The sequence below is a fragment of the Streptomyces sp. SD31 genome, assembly GCF_052068475.1.
In the GTDB taxonomy this organism is placed as follows: Bacteria; Actinomycetota; Actinomycetes; order Streptomycetales; family Streptomycetaceae; genus Streptomyces.
Map to the genome: position 1 here is coordinate 124,944 of NZ_JBQHCX010000002.1, position 12,191 is coordinate 137,134.

At 71.9% G+C, this 12,191-nt stretch carries 9 protein-coding genes and 1 pseudogene; 9 read left to right on the forward strand and 1 reads right to left on the reverse strand.

Going from position 1 to position 12,191, the window contains the following annotated elements; translation table 11 throughout:
* The first annotated feature begins 23 nt into the window (after positions 1-23).
* The 9 genes and pseudogenes from ACTMVF_RS04465 to ACTMVF_RS04505 all read left to right on the forward strand — a co-directional run bounded on the left by ACTMVF_RS04465 (position 24) and on the right by ACTMVF_RS04505 (position 10,704).
* Positions 24-962, forward strand: coding sequence for a carbohydrate ABC transporter permease (locus tag ACTMVF_RS04465; protein WP_441270126.1), 939 nt, complete (start codon positions 24-26; stop codon positions 960-962).
* Positions 963-994: 32 nt separating this feature from the next.
* The gene (locus tag ACTMVF_RS04470; protein ID WP_441269634.1) at positions 995-1,828 is read left to right on the forward strand and encodes a carbohydrate ABC transporter permease; all 834 of its coding nucleotides are present in this window, start codon (positions 995-997) and stop codon (positions 1,826-1,828) included.
* Positions 1,829-1,843: 15 nt separating this feature from the next.
* Positions 1,844-3,469, forward strand: a complete 1,626-nt coding sequence (locus ACTMVF_RS04475) for a beta-N-acetylhexosaminidase (protein ID WP_441269635.1) — start codon at positions 1,844-1,846, stop codon at positions 3,467-3,469.
* A gap of 225 nt (positions 3,470-3,694) precedes the next feature.
* Complete coding sequence (locus tag ACTMVF_RS04480; protein ID WP_441269636.1) at positions 3,695-4,588, forward strand: FAD binding domain-containing protein; 894 nt, start codon at positions 3,695-3,697, stop codon at positions 4,586-4,588.
* Positions 4,585-6,243: a 2Fe-2S iron-sulfur cluster-binding protein gene (locus ACTMVF_RS04485; protein ID WP_441269637.1), complete on the forward strand. Its 1,659-nt coding sequence runs from the start codon at positions 4,585-4,587 to the stop codon at positions 6,241-6,243. Before ACTMVF_RS04480 ends, ACTMVF_RS04485 begins: the two co-directional genes overlap by 4 nt.
* A complete protein-coding gene (locus tag ACTMVF_RS04490) occupies positions 6,240-8,549 on the forward strand; it encodes a xanthine dehydrogenase family protein molybdopterin-binding subunit (RefSeq protein WP_441269638.1) in 2,310 nt (769 codons plus the stop codon). The genes ACTMVF_RS04485 and ACTMVF_RS04490 overlap by 4 nt, the downstream gene beginning before the upstream one ends.
* Positions 8,546-8,668, forward strand: a complete 123-nt coding sequence (locus tag ACTMVF_RS04495; protein ID WP_279616769.1) for a hypothetical protein — start codon at positions 8,546-8,548, stop codon at positions 8,666-8,668. Before ACTMVF_RS04490 ends, ACTMVF_RS04495 begins: the two co-directional genes overlap by 4 nt.
* Before the next feature lie 27 nt (positions 8,669-8,695).
* A pseudogene (locus ACTMVF_RS04500) lies at positions 8,696-9,264 on the forward strand (phosphotransferase).
* A gap of 192 nt (positions 9,265-9,456) precedes the next feature.
* Positions 9,457-10,704, forward strand: coding sequence for an SUKH-4 family immunity protein (locus ACTMVF_RS04505; protein ID WP_441269639.1), 1,248 nt, complete (start codon positions 9,457-9,459; stop codon positions 10,702-10,704).
* 139 nt (positions 10,705-10,843) lie between these two features.
* Here ACTMVF_RS04505 and ACTMVF_RS04510 read toward each other — a convergent pair whose 3' ends face one another.
* Positions 10,844-12,097 carry an LPXTG cell wall anchor domain-containing protein gene (locus tag ACTMVF_RS04510; protein ID WP_441269640.1) on the reverse strand — a complete coding sequence of 418 codons (1,254 nt, stop codon included), beginning with the start codon at positions 12,095-12,097 and terminating at the stop codon, positions 10,844-10,846.
* Between the last annotated feature and the right edge of the window lie 94 nt (positions 12,098-12,191).

Below are 12,191 nucleotides of genomic sequence, written 5' to 3' on the forward strand. Positions count from 1 at the left end.
GTGCGGAGCGGGTCCGGCTGCCGGTGGTTCGTGGCTGGTCGCGCCCACGCGGCGGCAGCCGCAAATCCACTACAGCCTCGCGCCCCTGGGGGCGTATCAGTACCCCTTGGCTGTATCTCGCCCCTGCCCTGGTCGTCCTTGGCGGGCTGCTCGTCTACCCCCTCTATCAGCTGGGGTTGATCTCGCTCTTCCAGTACACCCAGGCGCAGGTCAGTGGCGGCGAACCGACCACCTTTGAGGGATTTGGAAACTACGCGGAGCTGTTCTCGGACTCGCAGTTCTGGCAGGTGCTGGTCGCCACCGTCGTCTTCGCGGCAGCTTGCGTTGTCTCGACCCTCGCCGTCGGCTGTGCTCTCGCCGTACTCCTCACGCGCGTGCGGGCGCTGCCCCGGCTGGCGCTCATGCTGGCGGCGCTGGGGGCGTGGGCGACCCCGGCCATCACCGGGTCGACCGTGTGGCTGTTCCTCTTCGACCCGGATTTCGGGCCGGTGAACCGCATCCTGGGCCTCGGCGACCACTCCTGGACGTACGGGCGCTTCAGTGCGTTCTTCCTGGTCCTGCTCGAAGTGGTCTGGTGCTCCTTCCCGTTCGTGATGGTGACGGTGTACGCCGGCATCCGTGCCGTACCGGCGGAGGTGCTGGAGGCCGCCGCGCTGGACGGTGCCTCGCAGTGGCGGATCTGGCGGTCGGTGCTGGCGCCGATGCTGCGGCCGATCCTGGTGGTCGTCACCATCCAGTCGGTGATCTGGGACTTCAAGGTCTTCACGCAGATCTACGTCATGACGAACGGCGGCGGCATCGCGGGCCAGAACCTCGTGCTGAACGTGTACGCCTACCAAAAGGCCTTCGCGTCCTCGCAGTACAGCCTGGGCTCGGCGATCGGTGTGGTGATGCTGCTGATCCTGCTGGCGGTGACGGTCGTGTATCTGCGGTTGCTGCGCAGGCAGGGGGAGGAGCTGTGAGGTCCGTGAGGTCGATAAGTTCCGCGAGGCCCGTGAGATTCGTACGACGACCGTGGCGGCTGCTCGCCGAGGCATCCGCGCTGCTGATCGCCGTGGTGGTGGCCTTTCCGCTGTACTGGATGGTGCTCAGCGCCTTCAAACCGGCCGGGGAGATGGAGTCGAGCGAGCCGCGGCCCTGGACGCTCGCGCCTTCCCTGGATTCCTTCCGGCGGGTCTTCGAGCAGAACGAATTCGGCCGTTACTTCCTCAACAGCCTTGTCGTCGCGTGCAGTGTCGTGATCGTCTCGGCGTTGATCGCGTTTCTCGCGGCGACCGCGGTGACACGATTCCGCTTCCGCTTCCGGACCACCTTGCTGATCATGTTTCTGGTGGCCCAGATGGTGCCGGTGGAGGCCCTGACGATCCCCCTGTTCTTCCTCATGCGGGACTTCGGCCAGCTGAACACGCTGGGCTCGCTGATCCTGCCGCACATCGCCTTCTCGCTGCCGTTCGCGATCTGGATGCTGCGGGGGTTTGTGAAGGCGGTTCCGGAGGCCCTGGAGGAGGCCGCGTACATGGACGGGGCGAGCCGGTCGCGATTCCTGTGGCAGATCCTTTTCCCGCTCGTCTTCCCGGGGCTCGTGGCGACGAGCGTGTTTTCCTTCATCTCGGCCTGGAACGACTTCCTCTTCGCCAAGTCCTTCATCATCAGCGACACTTCGCAGTCGACCCTGCCGATGGCCCTGCTCGTCTTCTACAAGCCGGACGAGCCGGACTGGGGTGGGGTGATGGCGGCGTCTACCGTGATGACGATTCCGGTGCTGATCTTCTTCGTGCTCGTGCAGCGGCGTCTGGTGTCCGGACTCGGCGGCGCGGTCAAGGACTGAAAGGCCTGATCATTCATGGATCTCATTCCGGTACCTCACCAGATGGAGCGGGCCGAGGGCTTCCTCGAACTCGGCGACGGCTTCGGGATCGAGGCCGGGCCGGGCACCGAGGACACCGCGCGATGGCTGCGCGCGACGCTCGGCGCGGCGACTGGGCTCGCGCTGCCGCCCAAGAAGGGGGACGAGTACGAGGTCCTTCATCTGTCCGTCCGGCCCGGACTCGACGCCGAGGCCTACCGCCTCGTCGTCGCCCCCCATGGCGTCCACATCCAGGGCGGCTCGCCCGCCGGTGTCTTCTGGGGCGCCCAGACGCTGCGCCAGCTTCTCGGCCCCGACGCCTTCCGGCGCGCACCCCTTCCCGGCCGTACGTGGCGGCTGCCCTGGACGGAGATCCGGGACTCCCCCCGCTTCCGCTGGCGCGGCCTCATGCTCGACGTGGCCCGGCACTTCATGTCCAAGGACGGTGTCCTGCGCTACCTGGACCTGATGGCCGCCCACAAACTCAACGTCTTCCACTTCCATCTGACGGACGACCAGGGCTGGCGCATCGAGATCCAGAAGTACCCCCGGCTCACCGAGGTCGGCTCCTGGCGGGCGCGTACGAAAATCGGCCATCGGGCCTCCCCGCTGTGGGAGGAGAAGCCACACGGTGGCTACTACACCCAGGACGACATCCGCGAGATCGTGGCGTACGCCGCCGAGCGGCATATCACCGTCGTCCCCGAAATCGACGTACCCGGCCACTCGCAGGCCGCGATCGCCGCGTACCCGGAACTCGGCAACACCGACGTCATCACTGCATCCATCGAGGGGGGCTCCGCACTCTCGGTCTGGGACAACTGGGGGATCTCTCCGAACGTACTCGCCCCCACTGACAACACCCTGCGCTTCTACGAGGGGGTGTTCGAGGAAGTCCTGGAGCTGTTCCCCTCGGAGTTCATTCATGTCGGGGGTGACGAATGCCTCAAGGACCAGTGGCGGCAGTCGGCCACCGCGCAGGAGCGCATCAGGGAACTCGGGCTGAAGGACGAGGACGAGCTCCAGGCCTGGTTCATCGGCCACTTCGACACCTGGCTCGCCGCCCGCGGGCGCCGGCTGATCGGCTGGGACGAGATCCTGGAGGGCGGGCTCGCCGCGGGCGCGGCCGTGTCGTCCTGGCGCGGGTACGCGGGCGGCATCGCGGCGGCCCGCGCCGGCCACGACGTCGTCATGTGCCCCGAGCAGCAGGTGTACCTGGACCACCGTCAGGACCCGGGCGCCGACGAGCCGGTGCCGATCGGTTACGTCCGCACTCTGGAGGACGTCTATCGGTTCGAGCCCGTTCCCGCGGAGTTGACGCCGGACGAGGCCCGGCACGTGCTCGGGACGCAGGCCAACGTCTGGACCGAGGTGATGGAGGACCACGCGCGCGTGGACTACCAGACGTTCCCGCGCCTGGCCGCCTTCGCCGAGGTCGCCTGGAGCCGCCTGCCGGCCCCGGCGGAACGGGACTTCGCCGAATTCGAGCGGCGGATGACCGCCCATTACCGGCGACTTGACGCCCTGGGAGTCGCGTACCGGCCGCCGACGGGACCGCGGCCGTGGCAGCGGCGCCCCGGTGTGCTCGGTCGTCCGATCGACGGCCCGCCCCCGAACAGGTAATGGAAAAAACCGGCACAGTGTCACCGAAGAGTGTCAATCGGTATGCACCGGTGATGCCGTGCGAAAACGGACCATCTGCCCGGTGAGGTGGGCGAATGCCTCCTAGCGGACCCCTGTCTTCGGGTCCTGCGAAGATGTGCCAGAGTTGCCACGTCCGCCCTGTCAGCACGTACCGTACGGCAGCACAGGTGGGACCAGGTGGGGCAGCGGGAAGGGGCAGCCGGTTTGACCACGCACGCACCGCAGGCGGCGCAGGCCGTCACGCTGCCCACGACGCTGGACGAGGCCGTGGCGGCACTCGCCGACATGCCCGCCGCCGTGCCCGTCGCGGGTGGCACCGACCTCATGGCCGCGGTCAACTCCGGGCAGCTCAGGCCCGCCGCCCTCGTCGGCCTCGGCCGGATCAGCGAGATCCGTGGCTGGCAGTACCAGGACGGCCACGCCCTGCTGGGCGCCGGACTCACGCACGCGCGGATGGGCCGCCCCGACTTCGCCGCCCTGATCCCGGCGCTCGCGGCCGCCGCGCGCGCCGCCGGCCCGCCGCAGATCCGCAACGCGGGCACTCTCGGCGGCAACATCGCCTCGGCGTCCCCGACCGGTGATGCGCTGCCGGTCCTCGCCGCCCTCGAAGCGACCCTGATCATCGCGGGCCCGGGCGGAGCCCGCCGGGAGATCCCGGTGTCGCACCTGCTGGCCGGCATGGAGATGCTGCGCGCCGGCGAACTCATCGGCTACGTGCGCGTGCCGCTGCTGCACGCCCCCCAGGTCTTCCTCAAGGCCACCGGCCGCACCGGCCCGGGACGCGCGATGGCGTCCGTCGCGGTCGTCCTCGACCCCGCCCGGCGCGGAGTCAGGTGCGCCGTGGGCGCCATAGCGCCGATGGCGCTCAGGCCGCTGGAGGCCGAGCAGTGGGTCGCCCAGCTGATCGACTGGGACAACAACCGGGCGATCGTCCCCGAGGCGCTGAACGCCTTCGGGGAGTACGTCGCCGCGGCCTGCATCCCCGACCCGGTCCCGGCCGAGGACGGCTCCGTGACCCAGCATCCGCCCGCCGTACTGCACCTGCGGCGCACCGTCGCCGCGCTGGCCCGACGAGCACTGGGGAGGGCACTGTCATGACCGACGACCAGCACGGAGAGGGCACGCCCCAGGGCAGGAGCCGCTGGGACCCGCTGCCCCAGGGTGACTACGACGACGGCGCCACCGCCTTCGTCAAACTCCCCGAAGGGGGCATCGACGCCCTCCTGGCCTCCTCCGACAGTCCGCTCGCCGCGCCCGGCCACGGGTACGTGCCGCCGCAGATAACGGTCGCGCCGGGATCGACCGCGGGCACCGACCCCGCGGCCCCCGGTGCCTGGCCGGTCGCGGGAGCGCCCGTCGAGGGCGCCCAGTGGCCCGATCCGAACGCCGCCCCGCAGGACGCGGGCACCGGCCAGTTCACGTACCACCCCGGGGCCACCCAGCAGTGGAACTTCTCGGAGACCGCGGCAGGCCAGGAGGCGGCTCCCGCACCTGGTCAGGACGTCACCGGGCAGTGGTCGATCCCCGTCGCCGGCGGTGATCTTCCGGACGAGTCGGGCGAGTTCACCACGTCGTCGCTCGTCGAGCAGTGGGGCGGAACGCCTCCTGCCACGCTGCCGGGCGGCGCGCCCGCACCCTGGGCGACCCAGGCGACCGGGCAGCCGTGGGGGCAGCAGGCCGAGGCCGCGGCGGCGACCGACGAGGCGTTCGGAGCCGCTCCGGCAACGGGGGAGCCGGCGGGAGCCGGGCACGCGCCCGGGCACCCGGGACAGCCCGGGGCGCACCCCGGCGACCAGCACGCCGTACGCACCACCGACCACCCCGGCCCCGACCCGCACGCGCGTGTGGAGCCCGGTTCCGCCGCGCACCCTTCCGGGGAGCCGTCCGAGCCGTCGGCCGAGACCGCCCCAGAAGCCTCACAGGGCGCTCCTGGGCCCGACGAGGCCGTCATGGACGCCCAAGGCGCCCCAGAGGCCGCCGAGGGCCCCGCGGAGGCCTCCGTCGAGCCCGCCACGGCACAGGGCGGCGACGCCGACCCGGAGGCCGCCGAGGACCCCGCGCAGGCCGCCGCCTCCGACGACGTACCGGCACCTCCCGGCGAGGAACACCCCCTCGCCTCCTACGTCCTGCGCGTCAACGGCGCCGACCGGCCCGTCTCCGACGCCTGGATCGGCGAGTCGCTGCTCTACGTGCTGCGCGAGCGGCTCGGGCTCGCGGGCGCCAAGGACGGCTGTTCGCAGGGCGAGTGCGGGGCGTGCAACGTGCAGGTCGACGGGCGGCTCGTCGCGTCCTGCCTGGTCCCCGCCGTGACCGCCGCCGGCAGCGAGGTCCGTACCGTCGAGGGCCTGGCCGTCGACGGGCAGCCCTCGGACGTGCAGCGGGCGCTCGCGCGATGCGGCGCCGTGCAGTGCGGCTTCTGCGTGCCGGGCATGGCGATGACCGTGCACGACCTGCTGGAGGGCAACCCGGCGCCGACCGAGCTGGAGGCCCGCCAGGCGCTGTGCGGCAACCTGTGCCGCTGCTCCGGCTACCGGGGCGTCCTGGAGGCCGTCAAGGAGGTCGTCGCCGAGCGCGAGGCGCACGCGGGGGCCGACGACGGCGAACAGGACGGCGACGAGCCGCGTATCCCTCACCAGGCGGGCCCGGGAGCCGGCCGGGTCAACCCGTCGGCGTTCGAGGCACCCGGAGCGATGAACCCGGGGCCTACAGGCCCGCATGACCAGGCGTACGGACAGGACGGAGGCCAGGCGTGAGCAACGAAGCCGCCACCGCGACCACAGCCGCGGAGGCAGCACCCGCCCCCGAGTCGATCCCGCACGGCATCGGCGCCTCCCTGCCGGCCGCCGACGCCCGCGCCAAGACCGAGGGCACCTTCCCGTACGCGGCCGACCTGTGGGCCGAGGGCCTGCTGTGGGCGGCCGTCCTGCGCTCGCCGCACCCGCACGCGCGCATCACGTCCATCGACACCTCCCACGCGCGCGAGATGCCCGGCGTACGGGCCGTCGTCACCCACGAGGACGTCCCCGGCAGCCCGCTGCTCGGCCGTGGCACGGCGGACCGCCCGGTCTTCGCCTCCGAGGTCGTACGCCATCACGGCGAGCCCATCGCCGCCGTCGCCGCCGACCACCCGGACACCGCGCGTCTGGCCGCCGCGGCCGTCATCGTCGAGTACGAGGTACTCGACCCCGTGACCGACCCCGAGCAGGCCTTCGAGGCCGAGCCGCTGCACCCCGCCGGCAACCTGATCCGCCACATCCCGCTGCGTCACGGCGACGCCGACGCGGTCGGCGACGTCGTCGTCGAGGGCCTGTACCGCATCGGCCGCCAGGACCCGGCCCCCATCGGGGCCGAGGCGGGCCTCGCCGTCCCGCGCCCCGACGGCGGCGTGGAGCTCTACCTGGCCTCCACCGACCCGCACACCGACCGCGACCGGGCCGCCGCCTGCTACGGCCTGGAGCCCGAGCGCGTGAAGGTCGTCGTCACCGGCGTCCCCGGCGCCACCGCCGACCGCGAGGACCAGGGCTTCCAGCTCCCGCTCGGCCTGCTGGCGCTGAAGACGGGCTGCCCGGTCAAACTCACGGCCACGCGCGAGGAGTCCTTCCTCGGCCACACCCACCGGCACCCCACCCTCCTGCGCTACCGCCACCACGCGGACGTCGAGGGCAGGCTGGTGAAGGTCGAGGCGCAGATCCTGCTGGACGCGGGCGCGTACGCCGACACCTCCTCCGAGGCCCTCGCCGCCGCGGTCGCCTTCGCCTGCGGCCCGTACGTCGTCCCGAACGCCTTCATCGAGGGCTGGGCCGTACGCACCAACAACCCGCCCTCCGGCCATGTGCGCGGCGAGGGTGCCATGCAGGTGTGCGCCGCCTACGAGGCGCAGATGGACAAGCTGGCCAAGAAGCTGGGCGTGGACCCGGCGGAGCTGCGCCTGCGCAATGTGATGGCGACGGGCGACGTACTCCCCACGGGCCAGACGGTGACCTGCCCGGCCCCGGTCGCGGAACTCCTCCAGGCCGTACGGGACTACCCGCTCCCCGCCCTCCCCAAGGACACGCCCGAGGACGAGTGGCTGCTGCCCGGCGGCCCCGAGGGCGCGGGCGAGCCGGGTGCCGTGCGGCGCGGCGTCGGCTACGGCCTGGGCATGGTGCACATGCTCGGCGCCGAGGGCGCGGACGAGGTCTCCACGGCGACCGTGAAGGTCCACGACGGCGTCGCGACCGTGCTGTGCGCGGCGGTCGAGACCGGCCAGGGCTTCACCACACTGGCCCGGCAGATCGTCCAGGAGACGCTCGGCATCGACGAGGTGCACGTGGCGCCCGTCGACACCGACCAGCCCCCGGCGGGCGCGGGCTGCCGCGGCCGCCACACCTGGGTGTCGGGCGGCGCGGTGGAGCGGGCGGCGAAGATGGTCCGTACGCAGCTGCTCCAGCCCCTGGCGCACAAGTTCGGTATGTCCACCGAGCTGCTCCAGATCACCGACGGCAAGATCACCTCGTACGACGGCGTCCTGTCGACCACCGTCACCGAGGCGCTGGACGGCAAGGAACTGTGGGCGACGGCCCAGTGCCGCCCGCATCCGACCGAGCCGCTGAACGAGTCCGGGCAGGGCGACGCCTTCGTCGGCATGTCCTTCTGCGCGATCCGCGCGGTGGTGGACGTCGACATCGAACTCGGCTCGGTACGGGTCGTCGAGCTGGCGCTCGCCCAGGACGTCGGCCATGTGCTGAACCCGGCCCAGCTGGAGGCGCGCATCGAGGCGGGCGTGACGCAGGGCGTGGGCATCGCGCTCACGGAGAACTTGCGCTCGGCACGCGGCGTGATCCGCCACCCGGACCTGACGGGCTATGCGCTGCCGACGGCCCTGGACGCACCGGACATCCGGATCGTGAAGCTGGTCGAGGAACGCGACGTGGTCGCGCCCTTCGGCGCGAAGGCGGTGAGCGCGGTGCCGGTGGTGACGTCGCCGGCGGCCATCGCGTCGGCCGTACGGGCCGCGACGGGCCGCCCGGTGAACCGCCTGCCGATCCGGCCGCAGGCGGCGGTGGTGACCGGCCAGTGACCGAGCCGGATCCGCCGCGCTACGAACCCGCCCCCGGTGTGGGCAGGCTGGCGCTGTGGATCCTGCTGTTCTTGCTCGCCGCGATCGCCGTCGTCCTGGGTGGCGTGTACCTCACGTGATGCGCGGGTTGTGCTGATCACCACGTGATGCGCGGGGTTGTGCTGATCACCGGTGTCATGGCGGGCGGGAAGTCGACGGTCGCGCAGGCGCCGGCCATGGGGGTCCCCCCACGCCTTTAAGGCAGTGGGGGAGGCTGCCGCGGGCGGCTCATGTCCGCGGGGATGACTTCCGGCGCATGATCTTCTCCGGGCGCGAGGAGTACGACCCCGGCGTCGGCGGCGAGGGCGAGGCGCGATCGGGCCTGCGGTACCGGCTGTCGGCGGCGACGGCGGACGCGTACGCGGAGGCAGGGTTCACGGCGGTCGTGCAGGACGTCCTACTGGATGCCGGTCTGGCGGCGTATGTACGGCTGGTGGGCACGCGTCCGCTGTACGTGGTCGTCCTGGCGCCGAGCGCCGCGGCCGTGGCGGCGCGGGAGGCCGGGCGGGCGAAGACGGGGTACGGGGCCTGGACGGTCGAGCGACTGGACGGGGCGCTGCGGGCGCAGACGCCGCGGGTCGGGCTGTGGGTGGACTCGTCGGAGCTGACCGTGGGGGAGACCGTCGAGACCGTCGACGCGATTCCGGCGGGGCGGGAACGCGCGAGGGTGGACTGAGCGTCTTACTGATGTGAAGCGCTGTCAGTGGTCGTGCCGGGCCGGGGTGTTGTTCAGCGGTCGTGCTGATCCGGGGCGTTGTCAGTGGTGGCGCGTAGTGTTCTGAGCAGTGGGGACGGCAGCCGGAGCCGGCGGGCCGGTCGGTCGGCCGTGCCCTGCCCGGGGCGGTGAGCAAGCGCATGCGGGGGAGCCATGAGCACGACGAGTACGAGTCACGCCAGTACGGCCTACGCCGGTACGACCTGCGTCAGCGACACGACAATCATCCTGACCGACGCCGAGCTGGCTCCGTATGTCACGCACGCGTCGACGCGGCGCTGGCTCACGGGACCCGGACTGCCGTGCGACAACGGCGTGGTGAGCTTCGCCGAGCTGTGCCGCGAGGGTCGGCAGGGCCTGCGGACGGTGGCGGACTCGACGGGCGATCCGGCCGATCCGGGCGGCCGGCTGGCGGCGGAGCTGCGGGACCAGCTGGTGATAGGCGGGCTGTTGGGCCCGGGCGGCCTGGAGACGGAGTCGGTCCTGCTGGACGGCGCGACGGGCGAGATCTCGACGACGTACTTCCTGCACGACCGCCCCGACCTGATGGACCGCCGCCCGCTGGCACCGTCCCTGCGGACGCTGGTCCGCTTCGCGGAGGCGACGGACGAACTGGCGGGGCTGCGCGGCCAGTTCGCCTCCTACGTCGGCCGTTACGGCCCGAAGGCGGTGGCGCAGGCCTCGCAACATCTGCTGGCGGTGTTCGAGGACGGCACGGACGGCGAGCCGGCGCCGTACTGGAAGATGGCGGCCCTGATCCGCCCCCTAGCGCTCGTCGCGGGCCGGGCCGGAGCGTCGGGGCTGGCCCTGGACCTGCCGCCGCGCCTGCTGGACCAGGAATTCGGCCAGGGCAAGGTGGTGCGCTTCGAGGAGGTCGACTTCCCCGGCACGCTCACGCACGAGCCGACCCGCCGCTTCCTGCGCGAGGTGGGCCTGCCGGAGGACGGCTTCCTGTTCTCGCTGGAAACGGACGTGCCGCTGCAGACGCTGGCCGAGTACTACGCCGACGAGGAACGGGCCACGGAACTGCCTGCCCGGGCCGACCACTTGATACGCCTCGGCCATCTCGTCGAGGACGACAGCCTGGTCGTCGACGGCGAGACGGGCGCGGTCCTGAACTGGAGCGAGCCCGAGGCGAGGCTGTTCCCCCTGAACACGGACGTCTCGACCCTCGCCTTCACACTCTGGCTGCTGCACCGCGAGCAGGCGATCGACGAGCAGTCGGGCCACGAGCTGACGACCGACACCTACGACCAACTGGCCATGACGATGCTCCAGGTCCTGTCGACGGTCGACCCGACCGGCACCAGAGCCGCCGGCGGGGATGGGCGGCATTACTGGACGGAGGTGTTCCGGGACGAGGCGAACGGGGTGCTGGAGTCGGTGGGTGGGGTGCGGTGAGGTGAGGGGCGGTCTGGGCCGAGGCCCACGTCGCACGGGCTGTGCCGTGTCCTTGAGGCCGTGTTCCTGAGACGGGGTCCCTGAGACCGGGTCCCTGAGACCGGGTGTCGCCGACTGCCGGCCTCAGGGACAGGTGCCGTCAGGAGGACTTGGCGGCGGCGGCGCGGCGGCGGCGGACGGTCAGGACCAGGGCGCCGCCGAGGGCCGCTGTGGTGGCCGCGGCACCGGCGATGAGCGGGGCGCCGTCGGAGCCGGTGCTCGCCAGGTTGCCGTCGACGGATCCGCTGGTGGAGCCGCCGGTGGAGGTGCCCGAGGAGGTGCCGGCCGACGTGGCGCCCGTGCTGCCCGTGCCGCCGGTGGACTGGCCGTCGGGGTCGTTGCCGTCGCCGCCCGTGGTGGAGCCGCCGTCCGTCGAGCCGCCGGTGGAGGAGCCGCCGGAGGTGGCGGGGCCGGGTTCGTAGTCGGTGGGGATGGCGATGCGGATCTGCGCCTTGTCGTTGGCAGGGTTCTTGTCGAAGGCCGGGTGGATGTCGTACACGGACGTCGCCTTCACCTCGCCCGTGGTGGTCTTCGCATCGGCCTTGATCTTCAGCATGAAGGTGAAGGAGAGCGACTCGCCGACATCGATGGTGTGGTCGGCGGGCCAGCAGACGTACTTGGACTTGCCCGGCGTCCCCGCGGGCCCGGACGGACCGTCGATCCCGAACGGCGCGCACTCCTTGGGCACTTCGGCGGCGACCGTGCCCGGCGGGATCTGCACCATGAGCGCCGTCTGGTCGTCGCTCTCCTGGTTCTGGATCCAGCCGGGGCCGTCGTTGCGCAGCGTCGCCGTGACGGACTGCTTGTCGCCCGCGAGCGCCTCGGTGTCGTCACCGACGGCGACGAGGTCGGCGGTGCTGTCGGCGGTGAGGGTCAGGCGCCGGTAGCTGTCGCCGAAGCCCTCGCCCGGGGTCTCGCCGGTGGGCCCGGTGCCGTACTCGACGGCCTCCATCAGCGCCTTGGGCAGCGCCTTGAACCGCACGGGGGTTTCGACGGAGGCACCGGGTTCGATGACCGTGTCGAGCTCGCAGAGCGCCTGGCGGACCTGGTCCTCGACGGTCGAGTAGGTGCAGCCCTTGGCGGCCTCGGGGAAGTCGAGCCCTCGGGTCAGCCGGATCCGGAAGGTGACGCCGTCCACGGCCGTGGTGCCCTTGTTGGTGATGACGACGGACTCGTCGTACACGTCACCGGGCTTGGGAGACGTACTCGGCAGACTCGAGATCACCAGGGAGGGCTCGGCCTCCTCGGCATGCGCCGCGGGAGCGACGACCGCGGGGACGGCCGCGGCGATCGCGGCAGCGGCCACGAAGGCCGCCGAGTGGCGGATGTGCGAGGGGCGGATGCGCTGGCGCACGGGTGGGTCTCCTCGTCGGGAACATGAAGCACGGCGACCGGACGTTTGCCGTCCAGTCATGTCCTGGACATCCGGAGAGGGTCCAGGGTTGTGC

Bases quoted from the DNA above. Each gene is read 5' to 3' on its own strand.
- ACTMVF_RS04475 (WP_441269635.1), top strand. From the start codon at position 1,844: ATGGATCTCATTCCGGTACCTCACCAGATGGAGCGGGCCGAGGGCTTC.
- ACTMVF_RS04485 (WP_441269637.1), top strand. From the start codon at position 4,585: ATGACCGACGACCAGCACGGAGAGGGCACGCCCCAGGGCAGGAGCCGC.
- ACTMVF_RS04505 (WP_441269639.1), top strand. From the start codon at position 9,457: ATGAGCACGACGAGTACGAGTCACGCCAGTACGGCCTACGCCGGTACG.